Source organism: Flavobacterium sp. (assembly GCF_027531705.1).
Taxonomy (GTDB): domain Bacteria; phylum Bacteroidota; class Bacteroidia; order Flavobacteriales; family Flavobacteriaceae; genus Flavobacterium.
Genome location: NZ_JAPZSP010000004.1, coordinates 214,036 through 237,716 on the forward strand (window position 1 = coordinate 214,036; position 23,681 = coordinate 237,716).

General features: G+C 33.2%; 23 protein-coding genes and 1 tRNA gene. 8 read left to right on the forward strand and 16 right to left on the reverse strand.

Annotated features, from left to right (window positions below):
• Positions 1 to 8: 8 nt before the first annotated feature.
• The 6 genes from O9267_RS01715 to O9267_RS01740 form a co-directional block, all read right to left on the reverse strand.
• Positions 9 to 557, reverse strand: a complete 549-nt coding sequence (locus O9267_RS01715) for a helix-turn-helix transcriptional regulator (protein WP_298175513.1) — start codon at positions 555 to 557, stop codon at positions 9 to 11.
• A 106-nt stretch (positions 558 to 663) separates the two neighbouring features.
• The gene (locus O9267_RS01720; RefSeq protein WP_298175418.1) at positions 664 to 1,203 is read right to left on the reverse strand and encodes a helix-turn-helix domain-containing protein; all 540 of its coding nucleotides are present in this window, start codon (positions 1,201 to 1,203) and stop codon (positions 664 to 666) included.
• 66 nt (positions 1,204 to 1,269) lie between these two features.
• Complete coding sequence (locus O9267_RS01725; protein ID WP_298175419.1) at positions 1,270 to 1,611, reverse strand: cupin domain-containing protein; 342 nt, start codon at positions 1,609 to 1,611, stop codon at positions 1,270 to 1,272.
• 257 nt (positions 1,612 to 1,868) lie between these two features.
• Positions 1,869 to 1,942, reverse strand: a tRNA-Asn gene (locus O9267_RS01730).
• 77 nt (positions 1,943 to 2,019) lie between these two features.
• Positions 2,020 to 3,354, reverse strand: coding sequence for an RIP metalloprotease RseP (gene rseP, locus O9267_RS01735; protein ID WP_298175420.1), 1,335 nt, complete (start codon positions 3,352 to 3,354; stop codon positions 2,020 to 2,022).
• A gap of 80 nt (positions 3,355 to 3,434) precedes the next feature.
• Positions 3,435 to 5,369 carry a M1 family aminopeptidase gene (locus O9267_RS01740; protein WP_298175421.1) on the reverse strand — a complete coding sequence of 645 codons (1,935 nt, stop codon included), beginning with the start codon at positions 5,367 to 5,369 and terminating at the stop codon, positions 3,435 to 3,437.
• 176 nt (positions 5,370 to 5,545) lie between these two features.
• On the opposite strand from O9267_RS01740, the gene serS reads away from it, so the two are divergent.
• The 3 genes from serS (at position 5,546) to O9267_RS01755 (ending at position 9,015) form a co-directional block, all read left to right on the forward strand.
• Complete coding sequence (gene serS, locus O9267_RS01745) at positions 5,546 to 6,817, forward strand: serine--tRNA ligase (RefSeq protein WP_298175422.1); 1,272 nt, start codon at positions 5,546 to 5,548, stop codon at positions 6,815 to 6,817.
• Positions 6,818 to 6,895: 78 nt separating this feature from the next.
• Entirely contained in the window at positions 6,896 to 8,671 is a 1,776-nt protein-coding gene (locus tag O9267_RS01750) for a tetratricopeptide repeat protein (protein WP_298175423.1), read from the forward strand.
• A gap of 32 nt (positions 8,672 to 8,703) precedes the next feature.
• Positions 8,704 to 9,015 carry a DUF4286 family protein gene (locus O9267_RS01755; protein WP_298175424.1) on the forward strand — a complete coding sequence of 104 codons (312 nt, stop codon included), beginning with the start codon at positions 8,704 to 8,706 and terminating at the stop codon, positions 9,013 to 9,015.
• On the opposite strand, the gene O9267_RS01760 is transcribed toward O9267_RS01755, so the two are convergent.
• The 10 genes from O9267_RS01760 to hemA form a co-directional block, all read right to left on the reverse strand.
• The gene (locus tag O9267_RS01760; RefSeq protein WP_298175425.1) at positions 9,012 to 10,346 is read right to left on the reverse strand and encodes an ammonium transporter; all 1,335 of its coding nucleotides are present in this window, start codon (positions 10,344 to 10,346) and stop codon (positions 9,012 to 9,014) included. The two genes, O9267_RS01755 and O9267_RS01760, sit on opposite strands and share 4 nt — an antisense overlap.
• Before the next feature lie 236 nt (positions 10,347 to 10,582).
• Positions 10,583 to 10,993, reverse strand: a complete 411-nt coding sequence (locus O9267_RS01765) for a c-type cytochrome (protein ID WP_298175426.1) — start codon at positions 10,991 to 10,993, stop codon at positions 10,583 to 10,585.
• Positions 10,994 to 11,198: 205 nt separating this feature from the next.
• Positions 11,199 to 12,194 carry a porphobilinogen synthase gene (gene hemB, locus O9267_RS01770; protein ID WP_298175427.1) on the reverse strand — a complete coding sequence of 332 codons (996 nt, stop codon included), beginning with the start codon at positions 12,192 to 12,194 and terminating at the stop codon, positions 11,199 to 11,201.
• Positions 12,195 to 12,251: 57 nt separating this feature from the next.
• Positions 12,252 to 13,154 carry an oxygen-dependent coproporphyrinogen oxidase gene (hemF, locus tag O9267_RS01775; RefSeq protein WP_298175428.1) on the reverse strand — a complete coding sequence of 301 codons (903 nt, stop codon included), beginning with the start codon at positions 13,152 to 13,154 and terminating at the stop codon, positions 12,252 to 12,254.
• Positions 13,155 to 13,214: 60 nt separating this feature from the next.
• Positions 13,215 to 13,640, reverse strand: a complete 426-nt coding sequence (locus tag O9267_RS01780; protein WP_298175429.1) for a GNAT family N-acetyltransferase — start codon at positions 13,638 to 13,640, stop codon at positions 13,215 to 13,217.
• Positions 13,641 to 13,753: 113 nt separating this feature from the next.
• Entirely contained in the window at positions 13,754 to 14,779 is a 1,026-nt protein-coding gene (gene hemE / locus O9267_RS01785) for a uroporphyrinogen decarboxylase (RefSeq protein WP_298175430.1), read from the reverse strand.
• Between the two features lie 56 nt (positions 14,780 to 14,835).
• Positions 14,836 to 15,507: a uroporphyrinogen-III synthase gene (locus O9267_RS01790; RefSeq protein WP_298175431.1), complete on the reverse strand. Its 672-nt coding sequence runs from the start codon at positions 15,505 to 15,507 to the stop codon at positions 14,836 to 14,838.
• Entirely contained in the window at positions 15,504 to 16,133 is a 630-nt protein-coding gene (locus O9267_RS01795; protein ID WP_298175432.1) for a hypothetical protein, read from the reverse strand. The genes O9267_RS01790 and O9267_RS01795 overlap by 4 nt, the downstream gene beginning before the upstream one ends.
• A 49-nt stretch (positions 16,134 to 16,182) precedes the next feature.
• Positions 16,183 to 17,109 carry a hydroxymethylbilane synthase gene (gene hemC / locus O9267_RS01800; protein ID WP_298175433.1) on the reverse strand — a complete coding sequence of 309 codons (927 nt, stop codon included), beginning with the start codon at positions 17,107 to 17,109 and terminating at the stop codon, positions 16,183 to 16,185.
• Between the two features lie 45 nt (positions 17,110 to 17,154).
• Positions 17,155 to 18,414, reverse strand: a complete 1,260-nt coding sequence (gene hemA / locus O9267_RS01805) for a glutamyl-tRNA reductase (protein WP_298175434.1) — start codon at positions 18,412 to 18,414, stop codon at positions 17,155 to 17,157.
• Between the two features lie 228 nt (positions 18,415 to 18,642).
• Between hemA and O9267_RS01810 the strand changes: the two genes are divergently transcribed.
• The 5 genes from O9267_RS01810 (at position 18,643) to O9267_RS01830 (ending at position 23,681) form a co-directional block, all read left to right on the forward strand.
• Positions 18,643 to 19,515 carry an AraC family transcriptional regulator gene (locus O9267_RS01810; RefSeq protein ID WP_298175435.1) on the forward strand — a complete coding sequence of 291 codons (873 nt, stop codon included), beginning with the start codon at positions 18,643 to 18,645 and terminating at the stop codon, positions 19,513 to 19,515.
• 95 nt (positions 19,516 to 19,610) lie between these two features.
• Positions 19,611 to 20,627: a ferrochelatase gene (gene hemH, locus O9267_RS01815; protein ID WP_298175436.1), complete on the forward strand. Its 1,017-nt coding sequence runs from the start codon at positions 19,611 to 19,613 to the stop codon at positions 20,625 to 20,627.
• Positions 20,628 to 20,692: 65 nt separating this feature from the next.
• Positions 20,693 to 21,232, forward strand: coding sequence for a CopD family protein (locus O9267_RS01820; protein ID WP_298175437.1), 540 nt, complete (start codon positions 20,693 to 20,695; stop codon positions 21,230 to 21,232).
• Between the two features lie 120 nt (positions 21,233 to 21,352).
• A complete protein-coding gene (locus O9267_RS01825; protein ID WP_298175514.1) occupies positions 21,353 to 22,768 on the forward strand; it encodes an ATP-binding protein in 1,416 nt (471 codons plus the stop codon).
• 130 nt (positions 22,769 to 22,898) lie between these two features.
• The gene (locus O9267_RS01830) at positions 22,899 to 23,681 is read left to right on the forward strand and encodes an enoyl-CoA hydratase-related protein (RefSeq protein WP_298175438.1); all 783 of its coding nucleotides are present in this window, start codon (positions 22,899 to 22,901) and stop codon (positions 23,679 to 23,681) included.

Consider the following 23,681-nt stretch of genomic DNA (forward strand, 5'->3'; position numbering starts at 1 on the left):
CTTATTACTTATTGATTGCCTACTTCTTCTATTGGATTTCTTCGTTTATCTTTGAGCTGCTTAAAATGTGATGGCGAAAGTCCAGTTACTTTTTTGAACTGGCTAGAAAGATGCGCCACACTACTATAACCCATTTTCCAAGCGATTTCAGTAATATTGAGTTCGCCATAAATGATTAACTCTTTAATACGTTCAATTTTGTGTGATATGATAAAATGCTCAATAGTAATTCCTTGAACTTCAGAAAACAAATTGGCTAAATAAGTGTAGTTATGATTTAATTTATCAGCTAAAAAGTCAGAGAAATTTATTTTGATAACTTCTTCTGAATAATGAACCATTTCGATAATAATGTTTTTGATTTTTTCGATAAGAATGGCTTTTTTGTCATCCATCAATTCCAAGCCAGAAACAAGTAAGCCCTCTTTAAGCATTTGTCTTTTCTCGATAGAAATATTTTCCATGATTTCGACCACGCCCAAATCGACCACAATAAAGTGCAGTCCAAGTTTTTTCAATTCTTCTCTAACCGCCAATTTGCAGCGGTTACTGACCATGTATTTGATGTAAAGTTTCAAGAAAAATCAATTTAACTATTATAAGTCAAAGTTGATTCATTAAAATCGAAAACAGTTGTACTATAAAAAAAAGAAGTTGCACAATTCAGACATTTTCCAAGGCGATTCGCTTTTTGTCTTTAAGTTGTTTAAAAAAACGAGGTGTTAATCCTGTCACTTTTTTGAATTGTTTAGATAAATGAGCCACACTGCTGTAGTTCATCATGTAAGATATTTGAGTTAGATTTAGTTCGTCATAGAGTAATAATTCTTTGACACGCTCAATTTTGTGTGCAATAATAAAGTGTTCGATAGTTATTCCTTTTACTTCAGAGAAAACTTTGGAAATATGGGTATAATCTAGTCCTACTTTTTCACTTATATAATCAGAGTAGTTTACTTTGGGTAACTCATCGGTATAATGCACCATCTCGATGATAATATTTTTAATTTTTTCTATTAGCACTGCTTTTTTGTCATCCATTAACTCCAAACCAGACTTTAGCAAAGTTTGATGTAGCTCTTTGCGTTGATTATTGGTTAAATCATCCATAATCTCGACAGAGCCTAATTCTAAAATAATGTAATGAAGTCCTAGTTTTTCTAACGCTTCTTTAACCACCATTTTACATCGGAGACTTACCATATATTTAATATAGAGTTTCATTTATAGTCGTCTAATTTTATTAATAAGTAACTAATTTTTGAACGTCTAATCTTCGTAACCACTTTTTATAATGGTAGAAATCATTTTGAATTGAACATTGGCATTAAAACAATGTTTGGCGTGTGCTGGAATAATAATTCCTTGACCTAAAGTAAGTTTGTGTGTGTTTTCGTTGATAATGATTTCGGCAGTACCATCAATAATTTGAATATAATTATCGAAAGGAGATGTTTTTTCGGCCAATTCTTCTCCAGCATCAAAGGAAGAAACAGTGATATTACCCGTTAACTTTTTTAAAATAGTCTTACTTAAAACCGCATTGGGTATATATTGAATGATTTCAACAATGATATGTGATTTTTCTTTTTCAACTTCTGGAGATGTCATTTTTGATTGACAAGTTCTTATAATTCAAATTTCGCAATAAGCGATGGCATTGAAAAAAGGTATGTCTATACAAAGGTGGCGATTAAAGTTGGTTAAACGGTCAACATTTGTTAAAATTATTAAAATCAATTAATTATAATTCAAGAAAGTAAAATTTAAATCTACTATTCTTTTATAAAATTAACCTAAAAACTATTTGTTTAACCTGAAAAAATAAAAAAGACCTCACATTTCTGTGAAGTCTTTTTATTTAGTTGCTCCCCCTCTTGGGCTCGAACCAAGGACCCTCTGATTAACAGTCAGATGCTCTAACCAACTGAGCTAAGGAGGAAGGCGTATTGCCTTTTAAAGCGGTGCAAATATAGTGTGTTTTTTGCTTTTTGCAAATATTTTTTACTTTTTTTTAAATTATTTTGCCAATAACGTTTCTGCAACCCATTGGTAAATGTCTTTTCCGAAGGTTAATGCCATCAAACTCAGCAAGAAAATCATTCCACCTGTCTGTACATGACCCATTGCTTTTTCGCTCAAAGTTTTTCCAGTTACCATTTCGGCAATGGTAAATAATGCATGTCCACCATCTAATCCTGGAATAGGAAGCAAGTTCATAAATGCTAATGCAATTGAAAATAATGCTGTGAATCCCCAAACAAATTCCCAATCCCATGTTTCTGGCAACATACGTGCTATTCCGATAGGGCTTTTTACTTGTTTGTAGGCGCCTGTTTTAGGTTTTAAAATTAACTTGAACTGTTTTACATTATAAACCAATAACTGCCATGATTCTTTAGCTGCTGCCGAAACTGCTTCGCCAAATGACAATTTGTTTACAACTTCAAATTCCTTATCTAATGCTGCCATTTTTGGCATAAACCCTATTTTGCTGTCTTTATTCAATTTAGTTTTGATAACAACTTCTTTCAAATTTCTATCAATTTTAAGTTCGATACTGTCGTTTGCTCTGTTATTCAATAATGAATTTAATTCGTCAAAATAGTGCACTTTTATTCCATCAACTGCTACAATTTTATCGCCTTTCAGTAAACCTGCTTTTTTAGCATGTGAATCTGCAGAAATTGAATCAACCGAAAAAGTTGTTCTTGGCGACATAAAGCTTTTGCCTTCCATTCCCAAAATTTTTCCAATGTTTTCATCTGTTAATGACATGTCAACTCTTTGACCATCACGTTCAAGCGTAATCTTGTTGCTTAAAAGCACGTCAATAGTTAATCGGTTGAATTTTACATTTACAGGCTTTCCATCAACTGCTACAATTTTGTCACCATTTTTGAATCCTACACTCTTTCCAACTTCACCAAAAGCCAATCCGTTTTTTTGTACTACTTCGGTAGATATGTATTTTTGTCCAACTGTTGAATATAATGTTGTGAAAATTAATAATGCCAAAAGAATATTTACAATAATTCCTCCTAACATTATAATAAGTCGTTGCCAGGCTGGTTTAGAACGAAACTCCCAAGGTTGTGGTTCTTGTTTTAGTTGTTCGGTGTCCATACTTTCATCTATCATTCCTGAAAGTTTAACGTAGCCTCCTAACGGAAGCCATCCAATTCCCCATTCTGTTTCGCCAATTTTCTTTTTGATTATTGAAAAACCAACATCCATAAAAAGGTAAAACTTTTCAACTCTAACTTTAAAAATCTTTGCGGCTATATAATGACCAAACTCGTGAAGTATTACTAAAACGGATAATATAAATAAAATTTGTGCTAATTGTATCATTTAAAATTTTGAATAGGTTATTGCTTAAAAAAGCAAAAGTAAGGTTTTCGCCTTACTTTTTTACAATTTATGTGCCGAGATTATTTTTTTATGAATTTTTTAAGAACCAAACCTTCAGAAGTTGTAATTTTTAAAGAATAAACTCCAGTTGATAATGAGTTTACATCAATAATTGCCGACTTACTTTCAAAGACATTTTGTCCTAAAGCATTATAAACAACTACTGCTTCTAAACTAACATTTGAAGGAATTTGAATATTCAGTTCCGTTGAGGCTGGATTAGGATAAATACTAACTTTACTATCAAGTTCAAAAGATTCATTAGCAAGAACTGCAGTACTGTTTTTAGAAATAATATCTTTCTTAGGATTAAAGACAACTCCTGTCACATTAAAAGGTACACTAACTTGAAAGTTTTCACCATTTACTGTGTTATTCAAAATATAATCTTGTTGTTGCCCACCAGAACCAGTAAGTCTCACGGGAACTTGTCCTTCAAAATAACTTACCGATGGATGTGATTGAGTTTGATTAACAATAATAGTTGCCATTCCAGGAGAACTATTTCCCGCTTGAATAGCATATATTGGATAACCTTGTCCATAAACCCAATCATTAAAAAACTCCGTCAAATCCAATCCTGATACTGCTTCTAGGTGCTCTTTTAAATCTGGTGTAACAGCATAATTGTAAGCTAAATCAACATCGGTTAGATAATTTCTTAAGGCTTGTAGAAAATTTGTTGTGCCTAGTTTTAATCTTAACATATTTACAACCATCGCTCCTTTATTATAGGAAAGCCTTCCGCTAAAGATTCTATTTACATTTGTTTGATCAGATACTGGTACATAAACAGAGCCTCCAGTCTGCGAAGTAATACTATTTATTTTAGTGTTTTTATCAGAAATAAAAGCAGCTTCACCATCAAGATGCTCTATAACCATAGTAGCTAAGTAAGTAGCAAAACCTTCGTTTAACCAAATATCTTTCCAATCTCCACATGTAACTTTATCACCAAACCATTGGTGTGCCATTTCGTGCGCAATCAATCCTCTATCAAATCCGCCCATAAAAGAAACCGTTGTATGTTCCATTCCTCCGCCCCAACCAAATTGGGCGTGACCATATTTTTCTGCTCTAAAAGGATATGGCACAAAAGTTGCTTCAAAAAAGTTCATTATAGCTGGCGTTACTGATAAATCTGCCTGACTAGCCGAAGCTGCTTCAGGATATAAATAATTTACAATAGGGAAAAATGGACTTGCAATAGTTCCTAATCCTGCCTGTTGGTTGTAGATAGAATAGTTTGTTACTGCAATTGCTATCAAATAGGCTGGAATTGGATAATTATGTTGAAAATGAGTTGTTGAAGTACCATCACCGTTATTTACTTTAGCTTGTTGCATTCCGTTTGAAACAGCAACTAATGCCGTTGGAGCAGTAATAAAGACATCAATTGAATTTATTTTATCATTCAAATCTTGTTTACATGGCCACCATTCCATTGCGCCAAAAGGTTCCGATAGTGTCCACATAACTGGTTGACCTGCATGTGTTGTTACCTCAAATGAACCAAAACCTGAAGATGGTGGAGCACCTTCATAAGTAATTTCAACTGTAGCCGAAGTTCCTGTTGCTTGAACTGATGGCAAAGTGATTATCAATTCATTATTAGTATTTTGAGAAAATGTCAAATTTAAATTATTCTTTTTTACAGAACTTACTGTTAGTTCACTAGATAAGTCAAAAGTTACAGTACTCATATTAGCCAAAGCCGTATAAGTTGAAATTACTTTTCCAGCAATATAATAATTTGATGGATCTACTGTAAATTCTAATTTGTGATAGGTCAAATCATAATTTGCTGTGTTTGGGTTAGCAACAAAATTGATGATTTTAGAAGCTGACTTCATTTCAATGTTAGCAATTTCTTCAATTTCTTTGTTTGCAATGTCCGTTTGTGCATAAGAAAATACAGAAGTCAAAACTAAAATTAGTAGGTAATATTTTTTCATTTTATGTAATTTTTTGTCAAATATAAAAAATCATCTTCTATTTATATGTTAACTAATTCAGAAAGTGTCATTTTAGTCAATTTTTTAACTAATGTTTGATTCTTTTTTGTTTTTACTTTTGATGCTCTTTTTACGAATGATTTTCCTAAATTTGCATTCTTATAAAATTAAAAATCATGTTACAGATAGCATTTATTAGAGAAAATCAGGAAAAAGTGATTAAAGCTTTGGCAAAACGAAATATGGATGCCAAATCTATTGTTGATGAAGTAGTGCAGCTAGACGAAAAACGTAGAGCTACTCAAGTAGAAATGGACAATATTTTATCCGAAACTAATAAATTGTCTAAAGAAATTGGCGATTTGATGAAAAACGGCGAAAAGCAAAAAGCCGAAATTTTGAAACAAAAAGTTCTTCTACAAAAAGAAAAAAGCAAAGAATTAGCCGACAAAACAGATGAACTTGCTAAAGAATTAACCGAAAAACTTTATACATTACCAAATCTTCCAGCTGACATTGTCCCTGAAGGAAAAACGCCAGAAGATAATTTGAATGTTTTTCAAGCTGGTGAAGTTCCGGTTCTACATGATGGCGCATTGCCTCATTGGGAATTGGTAAAAAAATACGATATTATTGATTTTGAATTAGGTGTAAAAATCACTGGTGCTGGTTTTCCTGTTTACAAAGGAAAAGGTGCAAGATTACAACGTGCCTTAATCAGTTATTTTTTAGATAAAAATACCGATGCAGGTTATTTAGAATACCAAGTGCCACATTTAGTTAATGAAGCTTCAGCATATGGAACTGGACAATTGCCAGACAAAGAAGGTCAAATGTACCACGATGCAACAGATGATTTATATTTAATTCCAACTGCCGAAGTTCCAGTTACTAATATTTTTAGAGATGTGATTTTGAATCCGAATGATTTGCCTATAAAATGTACTGGCTACACGCCATGTTTCCGAAGAGAAGCTGGCTCTTATGGCGCTCATGTTAGAGGTTTGAATCGTTTACACCAGTTTGATAAAGTAGAAATTGTACGTGTTGAGCATCCTGATAACTCATACAAAGCTTTAGACGAAATGGTGGAACATGTAAAAACCATTTTGGACGAACTAAAATTACCATACCGAATATTACGCCTTTGTGGTGGCGATATGGGATTTGCTTCGGCATTGACTTACGATTTTGAAGTATATTCTACAGCGCAAGAACGTTGGTTAGAAATTAGTTCGGTTTCTAACTTTGAAACATTTCAAGCTAATCGTTTAAAATTACGTTTCAAAGATGCTGATGGAAAAAACCAATTAGCCCACACATTAAACGGAAGTTCACTAGCATTACCAAGGGTTTTGGCTGGAATTTTAGAAAATTACCAAACAGCTGATGGAATCGTAATTCCTGAAGTACTTCGCCCTTATTGTGGATTTGACATCATTAACTAATAAAGTTAAACTTTTGACTACTATACTATTTTGGCACAAATTGTGTTACTTTAGTACATTATTCTTTTAAATTTTGGAATGAAAAAAATTGTCTTTGTTATTCTTTTTCTTTTTTCACTAACTGTTTTTGCTCAAAACGAACAGTTGGCGCAAAATTATTTTGACCGAGGCGAATTTGAAAAAGCGCTACTTTCTTACCAAGATTTATTGAAAATGCAACCTTCTAATGCTGTGTTTTTTCAAAAAACAATTGATTGCCAACAACAGCTTCAACAATATGATGTTGCCGAAAAAGCCATTCAAGAGCGTTTTGCCAAATACAAACAAGCTTCTCTTTTGATAGAATTAGGATATAATTATCAATTGAAAAAAGAAGATGCTAAAGCCAAAAGTTACTACGAAGAAGCCTTAGATAGAATCAGAAAAAATGCCAATGAAGTTTATAGTATAGCCCAAGTTTTTGAAAAAAAATCTTTGATTAACTATGCGCTTCAATCCTATCAATTGGCTTTGGAAAAAGAACCAAAATTCAATTTCAATTTTCAAATGGCGTTGCTTTATGGACAATTGGGAAATACCGATATGATGATTACCACTTTTTTGGATGAAGCAGCTGCTAATCCTCAAAATTCTATTATGATTCAAAATCAGTTATCGCGTTTTATGATTGAAGATGCCGATGCTAATTTTAATGATGCACTTAGAAAAAACCTGTTACTTCGTTCGCAAAAAGATCAAAATATTTTGTGGAATCAATATTTGAGTTGGTTTTTTGTAAATCAAAAAGAATATGGAAAAGCTTTTATTCAAGAAAAAGCAATTTACAAACGTAATCCTGAGTCTTTTGGAAATATCGTAAATCTTGGTCAATTAGCCATTGAAGAAAACGAAGACGAAACAGCCAAAGAGATTTTGACTTTTGTATTAGAAAACACCAAAGATTTGGATTTGTTAGTTCAATCGAATACTTATTTGATGGAAATGCGAATAAAGTCAGCTCCAGAAAAAGACTATCCTGTTATTGAAAATGAATTGATTGCGCTTATAAAAGAATATGAAGTAAGTCCATACACTTTACCATTACAAATTCTTCAAGCACATTTTTTAGCTTTTAATTTAAAAAATCCTGAAACAGCTAAAACCATTCTGAAAAATGCTTTGGAAATGCCTATTACCAATTACCAAAAGGCAGATATGAAAATGGAACTAGCTGATATTTTACTTTTTGAAGAAAAATTTAATCAAGCTTTGATATATTATTCACAAATAGAAGAAGATTTAAAAAATGATATTGTTGGTCATGAAGCAAGTTTGAAAGCAGCCAAAACCAGTTATTTTAAAGCAGATTTTGAATGGGCTTCTAAACAATTTAAAGAACTCAAATCGGCTTCAACACAACTAATTGCCAATGATGCTTTGGAATATTTCTTGCTAATAACTGACAATACAGTTGCCGATTCGACTCAAACAGCTTTGAAGAAATTTGCTCGTGCCGATTTTCTTTTATACCAAAACAAAAGACAAGAAGCATTAACAGCTTTTTTAGATGTTTTGAAATTAGAAAAAGCGGATGAAATCAAAGCAATTACGTTGTTGCGTTTGGGAAAAATCTACGAAAAGAATGGTGATTTTGTTACCGCTTTAACTCAATATCAAGAAATAATCGACAAACATAAAGACGAAATTTATACCGATGAAGCTTTGTATTTTTCTGCCGAAATTTACAATAGCCAAGGCAATATAGAAAAAGCAAAATCGCTTTATGAAAAAGTCATTATGGAACACGAAGACAGTATTTATTATGTTGAAGCAAGAAAAAAATACCGACAGCTTCGTGGTGATACAGCTTCGTAAATTCCAATATAAAAGTACCAAACTCCAAGATTATGATTTATTATAATGTAACTATAAATATTCACGAAAGTGTGCATGACCAATGGCTTGATTGGATGCAAAACAAACATATAAAGGATGTTATTGCAACAGGTAAATTTTCATCAGCTCGAATGGTAAAAGTTCTTGTTGAAGAAGAAATGGGCGGCTTGACTTATGCTATTCAATATACAACCGATAGCAAAGAAACTTTACAGCGTTATTATAACGAAGATGCTCCAAGACTTCGTGAAGAAGGCGCAAAACTTTTTGGCGATAAAATGCTTGCTTTCAGAACCGAATTAGAATTGGTTAGCGAACATTAAAATTGTTCGTTGTGTTGCGATAAATCCAATCCCATATCTTCGGCGTCTGACGAAACTCTTAATGGAATTATTGCATTGGTAAGTTTAAATAATAAATAAGCACCGCCAAAAGTAAAAATCGAAACCAAAACTAACGCCATCATGTGATGTGCAAAAACATTCCAACCGCCGTGTAGCAAACTAGCATTTTCTCCTTGCGCAAAAATGGCAGTTAGAATCATTCCCATTATGCCGCCAACTCCGTGGCAAGCGAAGACGTCTAGTGTGTCGTCGAATTGTTTTAATTTTTCCCAATAAACCATTTTGTTTGAAACTATTGCGCCAATAAATCCAAAGAAAATACTTTGTGGAATTGTTACAAATCCTGCTGATGGAGTAATTACTACTAATCCAACAACGGCACCAATACAAGCACCAAGTGCTGATACTTTTCTTCCGTTTAAGCGATCATAAAAAATCCAAGTTATCATAGCAGATGCTGATGCGATTGTTGTTGTTGCAAAAGCCATCGCTGCTGTAGCATTTGCCGCCAAAGCTGAACCTGCGTTAAAGCCAAACCATCCAAACCACAACAATCCCGTTCCTAAAAGTACAAACGGAATATTGGTTGGAATATGTTGGTTGTTTTTTCTTTTGCCTAAAACCAAAACGCCTGCCAAAGCAGCAAAACCAGCACTCATGTGAACAACAGTTCCGCCTGCAAAATCTTTGACACCAAAATAGCCTAACAACAAACCATTAGGATGCCAGATCATGTGACATAATGGTGTGTAAATGAAAAGTGTAAACAAACAAATAAACAATAAAAATGAAATAAAACGGATTCTTTCGGCTAAAGCTCCAGTGATAATTGCTGGTGTTATTACCGCAAATTTCATTTGGAAAAGTGCGAAAAGTATAAAAGGAATTGTAGTTCCCAAAGTTTTGTGAGGAAGCGCCTCAACCTGATTGAAAAAAGTAAAATCGAAAGGATTTCCAATAATTCCGTAATAAGTTCCATCGATTGAAAAACCTATTGGGCTTCCAAAGGACAAACTAAATCCTACTACAACCCAAAGCAAACTTATAACGCCAAGGCAAATAAAACTTTTTAGCATGGTTGATATAACATTTTTCTTGCCAACCATTCCGCCATAGAAAAAAGAAAGTCCTGGTGTCATTAGCAATACCAAGCATGAAGCTGTTAAAAGCCAAGCTACATCGGAGAAATTTATGGCACTTGTTTCGTTAAAAGAATCGGTTGCTGGTTCTTGGTGTTCCCAAAACAATCCAGTTATTGAAATTATAGCAATAATTGCAAAAGAAACTATCCATCTTTTTTCTATTTTCATGACATACCCTGTTTTTTATAGGGTAAAATTATAATTTTTTATATAAAAATAGATTTGATAACTTAAAATAATGAGGCCTGTGTTTAATTTTTGTATTTATTTTAAATTATAGATGTAATTTTTAAAATAAACATAAAATAAATACAGGTTTTTTGTTTTATGGCATAAAAAAACCACAAAGCCCAAAAGATAAACTCTTTCTAACTTTGTGATTCACAAAATAGAAACATGAAAAATTATTTTCCTTCGCTAAGGATATATTCTTCTAATGATTGACGTTCTTCGTCGGTCATTGCTTTTGTTATTGCAAAATTGGCTTTCATTACCTCAAATTGAGTTGGGTCAACGATTGGTTGTTCGTCACCTTTTAGGAAAGTTGCTATACTTGCATTTTTTTCTTTGTAAATTTTGGCAATGTCTTGAATGCTTGGTCCAACTAATTTAACATCTGGTTTATGACAAGTTGCACAAGTTCCTTTTCCGGCAAAAAGTTCAGCTCCTTTTTCAGCTAATGGAAATGCTGGTGCTTCGGTTGTTGTTTTTTCATCAGAAGCTGGGTTACCGAATTTGTCTTCTTTTTTATTTCCGCCACAACTTACTAGAGCTATCACTGTTAGTAATGCTAGTGATTTTAGAATTGTTTTCATTTTACCTTTTATTAAAACATACTCAAAGGTAATCTCGAAAATTTATAGAATATATGATTTTTATCAGATAACAAACATTCAATACAAATGCTATTTAGCCCCGATTGAAACGGAAATCAACTCTGTCAAAGTTTTGAACTTTGACAGAGTTATTGAAGAGAAAAGCGGGAATATGGCTTACTGACAAAGCCCGAGCCATTCGCTCCTATTTATTTAAAATAATTGCTGCTTCTTTAGCAAAATAAGTCGAAATTAAGCTCGCTCCAGCACGTTTGATACACATTAATTGTTCCATCATAATTTTGTCGTGATCTAGCCAACCTCTTTCGGCAGCGGCCTTAATCATGGCATATTCGCCCGAAACGTGGAAAACGGTAACGGGAACATTCACTGCATTCTTGACTTCACGAACGATGTCGAGATAAGCGATTCCTGGTTTTACCATAACCATATCGGCGCCTTCTTCTACGTCCATAAGTGCTTCTTTGATGGCTTCGATGCGGTTAGCATAATCCATTTGGTAGGTTTTTTTGTCCTTTGGAACTTCAACATCGGCTTCTCTTGGTGCGCTGTCTAAAGCGTCACGAAATGGTCCGTAAAAAGCAGAGGCATATTTAGCAGAATAGCTCATAATTCCCACATTATGGAAACCTGCAGCGTCTAATCCTTGGCGTAAACGCAAAACGCGTCCGTCCATCATATCGCTTGGCGCTACGAAATCGGCTCCGGCTTGTGCGTGAGAAACGGCCATTTTTACCAAGGCGTCGTTGGTCGCGTCATTGGCAACATCACCGTTTTCGATAATTCCATCGTGACCGTAAATTGAATATGGATCTAAAGCTACATCTGGCATGACAATCATTTCTGGACAAGCCAATTTGATTGCTTTGATTGCTCTTTGCATCAATCCGTTTGGATTCCAAGCTTCTTTTCCTGTGTTGTCTTTTAGAGATTCGTCGACTTTTACGTAGATGTTTACAGCGCGAATTCCTAATGCAAAAAGTTCTTTAACTTCTTCGACGGTCAAATCGATTGAACGACGGTATATTCCAACCATTGAAGGAATTTCAACTTTAACGTTTTCGCCTTCTGCAATGAACATTGGAAACATAAAATCACTTGGACTTAATGTTGTTTCGCGAACTAAAGAACGTATGCTTTCGTTAACACGAAATCTTCTGCCTCTTTGTAATGGGAACATGATATGTTGTTTAAAATTGTTTAAAAGTTTAAGGTTTAAAGTTGTTTTGCTTTTCGCTTAAACCCAATCAATTGGTTTTTCTAATACTTTAATTAATTTTTCTTCTTCGCTGCCAACTTCTGGATGATGGTCGTAAACCCATTGCACATGTGGTGGCAACGACATTAAAATGGATTCAATTCTTCCGTTGGTTTTTAGTCCAAATAATGTGCCTTTGTCGTGTACCAAATTGAATTCTACATAACGACCACGACGGATTTCTTGCCAAGTTCTTTGTGCTTCGGTATAAGATAAATCTTTTCTTTTTTCTACAATTGGAACATAAGCCTCTAGAAAACTGTTTCCCACTTCGGTTACAAAATTGTACCAATCTTCCATTTTCATTTCTTCTGTTTCTTTGCAATAATCGAAGAATAATCCGCCTAGTCCACGAGCTTCATTTCGGTGTGCGTTCCAAAAATAAGCATCACATTGTTTTTTATATTTTGGATAAAACTCTGGATTATGTTTATCGCAAGCTGTTTTACAAGTTTGATGAAAATGAATGGCATCTTCTTCAAATAAATAATAAGGTGTTAAATCTTGTCCACCACCGAACCAACTATTAATTACATTTCCGTTATCATCGTACATTTCAAAATATCTCCAGTTGGCATGAACAGTTGGAACCATCGGACTTTTAGGATGAATAACTAAACTCAATCCGCAAGCAAAGAAATCGGCTTCACCAACGTTGAATAGTTTTTGCATCGAATCGGGTAATTTTCCGTGAACTGCCGAAATATTTACACCGCCTTTTTCTATTACGTTTCCGTTTTCTATAACACGAGTTCGTCCTCCGCCACCTTCTGGTCGTTCCCAAATGTCTTCACGGAATTTAGCTTTTCCTTCGACTGCTTCTAATCCGGCAACGATTTGGTCTTGCAGATTTTGTATGTATTGGTAGAATTTATTTTTCATTTTTTTAAGCTTAAAGCTAATAGCGTTTTGCCGCTTCACGACTGTTGTGCGTAGTTCTTGTTATTTTTTCTTACAATATATCTTACTGTCTTTAAGTTTAAACCCAACACTTGAATATAAATTTATTGCAGCCAATCTATGGTCTTCAGTAAAAAGAAGTATTTCAGAAAGTTCTTTTTCTTCACCTACTTCTACTAATAAGTTTATCAGTTTTCTTCCTATTCCTTTTCCACGTGAAGCTGAGTCTACAACTACATCTTCAATCCAACCCTTGTTTCCAGATATAACTTTGTAAGTACACATTAATGCAATTCCAATTATTTTATTATTATCCTCGCAATATGCAACTGTAATTTGGTTTTTTTCATTCAATATTTCTTCAAGATCCAACTGAATTTTGTTGGGACTTAATTGACGAAATAATTCAGAAACTTGCTCTTTAATGTCTATGTTTAAATCATTTTTGTTTAAAATAGCTGCTTTCATTTCTTTTTAAGTGTTTTAAAAAATACAATTTTATTGAGTTATAATTTTATTTCAAATTAAAGTTATAATTTTCTGGGAACACGATAGAATTACTCAAAACTATCTGCTGGCAGCTATTTTTTATACTCCTTAACCGCTTCAATAAAAGCCTTCGCGTGATCTACAGGAATATTTGGTAATATTCCGTGACCAAGATTTACTATGTAATTGTCTTTTCCGAATTCGTCTATCATTTCGTGCACCATTTTCTTGATGGTTGGAATTGGTGACAATAATCTAGATGGATCAAAATTTCCTTGTAATGTGATTTTTCCACCTGTTAAATAACGTGCGTTTCTTGCCGAACAAGTCCAATCTACACCAAGTGCTGATGCTTTACTTTTAGCCATATCGTTCAATGCAAACCAACATCCTTTTCCGAAAACAATAACTTTTGTGTCTTCAGCCAAAGCGTCAACAATTTGGTTGATGTATTTCCAAGAGAATTCTTGATAATCAACTGGCGATAACATTCCGCCCCAAGAATCGAAAATCTGAACTGCGTTTACTCCTGATTTTACTTTTTCTTTTAAATATAGAATCGTTGTGTCGGTGATTTTTTGTAATAATGTATGAGCAGCAATTGGATTTGAAAAACAAAATCCTTTAGCTGTATCAAAACTTTTAGAACCTTTTCCTTCCACACAATAGCAGAAAATAGTCCAAGGAGAACCTGCAAAACCAATAAGTGGAACCTCATCGTTTAGCATTTCTTTGGTTAATTTGATAGCGTCAAAAACATACCCTAAAGTTTCATTAACATCTGGTACAATTACTTGATTCACTTGTTCCATAGTTCGAATTGGATTTGGAATAATTGGTCCCAAATTGTCTTTCAATTCAACGTGAATTCCCATTGCTCTTGGTACTACCAAAATATCTGAAAATAAAATCGCTGCGTCTGGTTTTACAATTCTAATTGGTTGAACTGTAATTTCTGCTGCTAATTCTGGAGTTTCGCAACGTGTGAAGAAATCATATTTATCACGCAAAGCTCTAAATTCTGGTAAATATCTTCCGGCTTGACGCATCATCCAAACTGGCGGACGTTCTACGGTTTCGTTGTTTAATGCTCTTAGGAATAAGTCGTTTTTAATCATTTGTTTAAAAGTTTATGAGTTTAAAAGTTTAAAAGTTGTTGCCTTTGAAACTTAAACTAATTTTTATAGTATTCTATAACTTCTGTAATTACATTTTCAACCGATGGTTTGTCTGCAATTATGATGTTTTTAATTTTCTTGTTTTCTAATGCCTCCGCAGTGGTTTCTCCTATACAAAAGCACATTTCTTCTTTTATGGTATTCAGTTTCAAATAACTTTCAACTGCTGATGGACTGAAAAATAGTATTCCATCTATCTTTTCTTTGATTTTTTTTGAAGTGATGTTGGTTTCATAAACTTCAATTTCGTTGAATGTTATTTCGTTTTCTTTTAAAGTGTTTGGTAAAACATCTCGACGTAAATTTCCACTGAAAAAAGTAAAAGTTTCATTTTTATAAATCAATGAAATTATTTCAGCTAAATCAGATGCATAACCTGTGTAAGCAATAACATTAAATCCGTTTTCTGTCAATAAATCTTTAGTTTTCATTCCAACAGAAAAAACATTTTTGCTTTTCAAATCATTACATTTTGGATGTTGTAATATACTTTGAACAGCATTTTGACTGGTGAAAATTAAATTATTATTTACTTTATAAAGTTCGAAATTCTTGATTTTAGTTTTAATGAAATCTTCTTCAATTAAAGAAATTTTGGCGTCTAATAATTCTTGCTTTTGATTAGGTAAAAGCTTTTTGGTTGATATTATGTTGATTTGTTTTGTCATTGTTTACTATAAAATACGGTGTCGATAAAATATAAAATACCATCTTGAGTTAACACATTTTCATCGTGTAAATCTTCAAGAATTAATCCTAATTCAGAATGATAATAATCGTGATTTCTATTGTTTTCAAAACCGTTAGCAATCATAAATTCTTTAACTTTATATAAATCAGTTGGTTGATTTGCTTTTACAAAAGGTTGTTCAACTAGAGCAAATAGAACTTCATCAACAAAACAAAAACCAACTAATGTATAAGAAGTTTCTGGAAAGAAATAATTATTTAGCAATAAGTTTGTGAAATAATCCTGCCAAGAGGAATAGTAGATTGAGTCATTAAGTTTATATACGGTTTTTTCATTTTTAATATAAACTTTTTGTTCAGCACCTTCAGATACAAATAAATCAAAATTTACTTTATCATTAGCCCAAAGGTTATTCTGATTGCAATATTCAATTATACTCTTTGTTTCTTCTTGTTTGTAGTGCTTATCGTTTTTAACCATTGGGCTTGCTGTTTGGCTTGCTCTAAGGTAACTGGCAATTGTTTGGACAAGAGTTCTTTCGCTAGTACTGCTCTTTCCTTGAATGATATTTTGTAGTTCATCTTTTATGAAATTTATATCCATACAAATATAAAGCTTTTTTTATAAATTGAATTTATAATAAATAAACACTCTATTTCTTCAATTGGTTTTTAATTTCTACCATCAATTCGCTTCCACCATTATTCAAGATTTCTTGTGCTGCATTGAAACCCAATTTTTTCCATTCAGAAATATCTACATTTTTTTCAATTTCTAGTTTTTGTTTTCCATCGATAGATAATAAAATTCCTTTGAAATTTATGGTATCTTCCTTTTCGTTATAAGTTGCAATTGCACCGATTGGCGCTGTACATCCACCTTCTAATGTTTTTAGAAATTGTCTTTCTATATAGGTGCAAATTTCAGTTTCGATGTGATTTAATTGTGAAAGTGCATCTAAAGTAAATTCATCTTCAGCCATTGCAACCACAACCATTGCTCCTTGTGCTGGCGCTGGAATCATCCAATCGAGATTAATGTAATTATCTGGTTTTAAGTTGATTCTTTCTAATCCTGCTGCTGCAAATACGGCTCCATTCCAATCATTTTCTTGTAGTTTTTGCATTCTGGTATTTACATTTCCGCGTAAATCGACTACGTTATGGTTTGGATATTTGTTCCACCACATGGCTTGACGACGCAAACTTCCTGTGGCGATTGTTCCATTAGATTGTAAAAAATCTAAGTTTCCTTTGTGAACCAAAATGTCTAAAATATTAGCTCTTTCCAAAACGGCTGCTTGAACAATTCCAATTGGAAGTGCTGTTGGAACATCTTTCATCGAATGAACGGCAATATCAACTTGACCGTTAATCATTGCAATGTCTAAAGTTTTGGTGAAAATTCCGGTGATTCCTAGTTCGTAAAGCGGTTTGTCGAGAATAATATCACCTTGCGATTTTACGGCTATAATTTCGGTTTTGTAACCTAAATCGTTGAGTTGTTTTTGAACCGTGTGAGCTTGCCAAAGTGCTAATTCACTATCACGAGTTCCTATACGTATTGTTTTTTCAGACACTTTATTGTTGATTAATTTCTCGCAAAGACGCAGAGATGCAAAGTTTTAATTAAATATTTTCTCTTGTTCTAGCTGAAAGACTTTTTCAATCCATTCAATTCCTTCTTCCATTGATTCACCATCTTTTAAATGGTTTACAAAATGATTCGTGATTTTTTGAATGATTCTATTGCTGATTAATTCAGCTTGTTCTTCGTCAAAATTAGCTAATTTTTTACGTTGAAAATTCAATTCACCGTCTTTAATAGAATTTAATTTTTCTTTTAGAGCATGAATGGTTGGTGCAAACTTTCTGTTTTTGGTCCAAGCTATAAATTCTTCTTTGATTTCCTCAATAATTGCTTCGGCTTGAGGAATATGTAGTTTTCTGTTTTCCAAAGTTTCATCGGTCATTTGCGATAAATGATCCATATGAATTAAAGTTACACCTTCAATCTCCTTTACATTTTCATTTACATTCTTTGGAATAGATAAATCTAAAATCAACATTGGTTTTTTAAGATTCAAAATGGCTTTATCAACCGTTGGATTTTGAGCACCAGTTGCAACTACAACCACATCAGCTTTTTGTAATTCCAATTGTAAATCGGCGTAATCTTTTACAATAACATCTAGTTTCTGAGCTAATTTTTCGGCTTTATCTTTGGTACGGTTTATTAAAGTAATTTGTTCGTGTTTAGTATGTTTTACTAGATTTTCACACGTATTTCTTCCGATTTTTCCTGTTCCGAAAAGAAGAATATTTTTATTAGAAATATCTTCTACGTTTTTGAAAATGTATTGTACTGACGCAAAAGAAACTGAAGTTGCACCCGAAGAAATTTCGGTTTGTGTTTTAATTTTTTTACTCGCTTGAATAACAGAATTAACTAATCTTTCTAGAAATGAATTAACCATTCCGTTAGATTTACTTTCGTTAAAAGCAGTTTTTATTTGACTAATAATTTCAAAATCGCCCAAAATTTGACTGTCTAAACCTGTTCCAACACGAAACATATGATTGATAGCTTCTTGATTTTTATAAATGTAAGCAACTTCTTGAAATTCTTCTACAGAACCTTGACTATTAGCACATAAAAGTTTGATTAATTGATATGGATGTTGTGCAAAACCGTAAATTTCAGTTCGATTGCAGGTAGAAGTAACGATTAAAGAATCAATTCCTTCGGCTTCGGCTTGTATAAGTAAAGTTGCTTTGGCTTGAGCATCTAAACTGAATTTTCCTCTTATTGCTGCATCGGCTTTTTTGTAGCTTAAGCCTAATGCATAAAAAGTGGCGTGTTTCGACATGTTAAAATTTTCCATATTTGTACTTTACCTAAAAGTTCAACAAAAATATTACTATACTATTTATAAAAGTAACGCTCAAAGTACTTTTTGTGTCGCTGTGCGATTTTTTAAACCTTATTTGACTTTTTAGCGTTATTTATTATAAATTTGCAATGAAATCAAGTCTTTCAGAATGACTTATGTAGATTAATTCTAAATAAGGAAAAGACATGATTCCAAAATCATATACGAAAAAATATCGCTATGGGTTCACAAGAAGAAATAAAAATTGAAAATGATTTTACCTTAATTCGTTTTCAAAATGATGGAAATGAGAATTTTCACGTGAAAAGACATGTCAATCAAGGCCTTATTCAATTTCATTTTGGCATCAAAGGAAAAGCAAAATTTGTCTTCAATGATGGTAATTATGCTTTAGATTTGAGAGAAGAAAAAGCGCTTTTATTTTACAATCCACAAAAAGAATTGCCATTGAATTTAGAAATCTCACCAAATTCGTGGGTAATTTCAGTAATTATATCCATTCAAAAATTTCACGGCTTGTTTTCTACAGAAGCCGACCATATTCCGTTTTTGAGTGAAGAAAATAAGGATAAAAAATATTACAAAGAAACCGATATCAGTCCGTCAATGGCAATTGTTTTAAGTCAGTTGTTTCATTATAATTTGAATCCTTCGATTAAAAATCTATACTATAAAGGTAAAGGATACGAATTATTGAGTTTGTATTTCAATCGTTCGGAAGATCCAAATGCAGAACAATGTCCGTTTTTGATAGATGAAGAAAATGTTTTAAAAATTAAAAAAGCCAAAGAAATCATCATCCAAAATATGGCAGAACCACCAGGTTTGGAGGAATTAGCAGAACAAGTTGGATTGAGTTTGAAAAGACTAAAAATGGGTTTCAAACAAATTTATGGCGATACAGTTTACGGATTTCTATTTGATTACAAAATGGATTACGCTCGACAATTATTAGATTCTGGTTCGTATAATGTAAACGAAGTTGGATTGAAAATTGGTTATAGCACCGGAAGTCATTTTATTGCAGCGTTCAAGAAAAAATTTGCGACAACGCCGAAAAAGTATTTGATGTCGATAAATCCGAATACTTAACCTTATAAATTTCGTATATCAAACAATCGATAAAAAAAACATAAACATAAAATTATAAAAAAGTAGATTCGTTACTTTTACAAAAAATTGCAACAATGAAAGGAGTATTATTAGTAAATTTAGGTTCACCAGAAAGTCCAACAGCCAAAGACGTAAAGCCGTATTTAGATGAATTTTTAATGGATAAATACGTAATTGACGTTCCGTTTTTATTACGTGCCTTGTTAGTTAGAGGTATCATTTTACAAACACGTCCAAAAAAATCAGCCGAAGCCTATGCTAGAATTTGGACTGACGAAGGTTCTCCTTTAATTGTGCTTTCAAAAAAAATGCATCAGAAAGTTCAAAAACTAGTTGATGTTCCTGTGGCTTTAGCAATGCGTTATGGAACGATTACAATTGAAAAAGGCTTGCAAGAATTAAAAGATAAAGGTGTTACCGAAGTTATGCTTTTAGCACTTTATCCTCAATATGCGATGGCGTCAACCACAACAATTTGGGCTTTGGCAGATGAGTTAGTGGCGTCAAAATTTCCAGAAATGAAGTTGACAAAAGTTCCAGCGTTTTACAACAAACCCGATTATATTCAGGCATTAGCCAATTCGATGAAAAAGCATTTGGAAGGATTTGATTACGATCATTTATTATTTTCATATCACGGAATTCCGAAACGTCATATTCGTAAAACCGATGTCACCAAATCACATTGTACTATTGATGGTTCGTGTTGCAGCACACCTTCGCCAGCGCACGAATTTTGCTACCGTCATCAATGTTATGAAACGACAAGACAAGTGGTAAAATTATTAGGAATTCCAGAAGGAAAATACAGTCAAACATTCCAATCAAGATTAGCAGGTGACAAATGGTTAACGCCATACACTGATGTAGAAATCAACAAAATGCCAGAACAAGGAATTAAGAAATTGGCTGTTGTAACTCCAGCTTTCGTAGCCGATTGTTTAGAAACTTTGGAAGAAATCGCAATGGAAGCTAACGAACAATTTTTACACCATGGTGGCGAAGAATTCATGGCAATTCCATGTATGAATGACGAAGACGAATGGTGTGGTGTTGTTTCGAATTGGATTGAAGATTTTAAAAATAACTAATATAGTTTGCAGTCTCAGTCACAGTATACAGATGCGACTGAAAACTGAAAACTGAGAACTGAAATATGGAACTCTACAACTACATAAAATCACTTCACTTAATTTTTGTAATCACTTGGTTTGCAGGTTTGTTTTACATTGTTCGTTTGTTTGTTTATCAAATTGAAGCCAAAGAAAAACCTTCACCAGAAAGAGAAATTTTATTAAACCAATACAAAATAATGACCTATCGTCTTTGGTATATAATTACTTGGCCAAGTGCGGTTTTAGCAACATTATTTGCGGTTTGGTTACTAATTTTAATGCCTGCTTGGTTGCAAATGCCATGGATGCACGTCAAACTCGGATTTGTTTTGGCGTTGTTTTTGTATCATCTAAAATGTCATCAAATTTATAAGCAATTGCAAAACGACAAATTCAACTATTCTTCCAATTTTATGCGCCTTTGGAATGAAGGTGCGACAATAATTTTATTTGCAGTAGTTTTTTTAGTAATTTTAAAAAATGCTTTCAATTGGATTTATGGCGTAATTGGAATCTTTTTATTTTCGATTTTAATTATGCTCGGATTCAAATTTTATAAAAGAATAAGGGAAAGAAAATAGTTCTCAGTCGCAGTCGCAGTAATCAGCTGAGACTGAAAACTGAAAACTGAGACTGAAAACTAATAAATGAAAAACTTCAAAATGTCAATGCTATCGCTTCGAATTAGGATTTTCCTATCGATGATTGTATTGATATTGATTGCTTCTGCGTTGATGGCTTTGATTTCGGTTATTCAGTTTAAAAATGAAGCTCGAAGATACCACCAAGATCGTTTGGAACGCAAAGAATATGCTATCAAAGAACACATTAACTACGTTTTAGCAACGACAACTTATCCTTTAACAGAACAGAATTTACCTTTAATTTTCAAAGATAAAATTCACGAACTTGCCGATATTCATAACCTCGAAATCAATATTTATAGTCTTAACGGAAAGTTACTAAAATCATCAAAAGCCTCTTTTTCGGTCGATGATGTTTCACCGCCAATTCCCAACTATATCATTCGTTTGGTGCAATCTTCTATCGAAAAAAGATATGTCGATATTAAAAATGTTGACGGTTTAAAAAATCGTTCTTCCTATAGTCAAATCAAAGATAATAAGTTCAAACCACTTGGAATTTTGAACTTACCTTATGTAGAAGACGACAGTTTTTATGAAGATGAAATTCAAGAATTCTTGATTCGTTTGAGTCAAGTCTATGCTTTTATGTTACTGATTGCCTTTGGATTAGCTTACTTTCTTGCTTCTTATATCACTAAGTCGCTAAAAACTATTTCTGATAAAATCAACGAAACTAGCTTGAATCAAAAAAACGAAAAAATCGTAATTGAAGCCAACAGTCGAGAGATTAATTCATTGATAAAAGCGTACAATGACATGGTTGACAAACTAGAAGAAAGTGCTACCATGTTGGCACAATCTGAACGTGAACAAGCTTGGCGCGAAATGGCAAAACAAGTCGCTCACGAAATCAAAAATCCGCTAACACCAATGCGATTGACTGTGCAAAGTTTTGAACGAAAATTTAATCCAGAAGATCCAGATTTGAAACAAAAACTGAACGATTATTCTAAAACTTTGATTCAACAAATCGATACTATGAGTTCGGTAGCTTCTGCTTTTTCTAACTTTGCTTCTATGCCGGCGCAACAAAATGAAACGCTAAATGTTGTTGAGGTTGTTGAGTTTTCATTAGATATTTTCAACGAAGATTATATTGTTTTTGAAAGTGATTCAGCCGAAATTATCACCAAAATGGATAGGACTCAGTTGGTTAGAATTATTACCAATTTGGTCAAAAACGCCATTCAAGCCATTCCAGAAGAGCAAGTTGAAAAATCGATTCATGTTGCCGTAAATCGAGTTGAAAACAATGTAAACATTACTGTAAAAGACAACGGAATTGGTATAGAAACCGAAAATATCGAATACATTTTCGAACCAAAATTCACCACCAAAACCAGCGGAATGGGACTTGGTTTAGGAATTATCAAAAACATTATCGAAAATTACAAAGGAACTATTACATTTGAAACAGAATACGGAAAAGGAACAACTTTCACAGTTTCGCTTCCTATAATTGAAAAATAAAAATGATTTGAAGCGAATGGCTTGGGCATTTTCAGCAATCCTTTTTCCTGCTTTCATCCCAAAACTTTGCAAAAAAGCAAAGGTTTTTCCTTTCAATCAGGGCTAAAAGATAAACTTATTACAACAAAATATGAACTTCGAAAACATACTTATTACATCCGAAAACGGAATTGGACAAATTACTATTAATCGTCCATCAAAACTTAATGCATTAAATGTTGCGACTATTCAAGAACTTCATGATGGTTTGGAGAATTTAGATGCTAATCCAGAAATTAGAGTCATCATCATCACTGGCGAAGGCGAAAAAGCATTTGTAGCTGGTGCCGATATTTCAGAATTTGCCAATTTCTCTATCGAAGAAGGCGCGCATCTTGCAGCAAAAGGTCAAGAGTTATTATTTGATTTTGTCGAAAAACTAAAAACACCAGTAATAGCAGCCGTAAACGGTTTTGCACTAGGCGGCGGATTAGAATTGGCAATGGCATGTCATTTCAGAGTTGCATCCGACAATGCCAAAATGGGTTTGCCAGAAGTTTCTCTTGGTGTAATTCCGGGTTATGGCGGAACGCAACGTTTACCTCAACTAGTCGGAAAAGGTCGAGCAATGGAAATGATTATGACAGCCGGAATGATTGATGCCGAAACAGCAAAATCATATGGATTAGTAAATCATGTTGTGCCACAAAATGAACTTTTAGAATTTACAAAAGGTATTGCTAGCAAAATAATGAGAAATTCTCCAGTCGCAATTGGAAAAGCTATAAAAGCTATAAATGCCAACTTCAAAGATGGTGTAGATGGTTACGAAACCGAAATAAGAAACTTTGGAAAATGTTTCGGAACAGAAGATTTTAAAGAAGGAACAACTGCTTTTTTAGAAAAAAGAAAACCAGATTTCAAAGGGAAATAG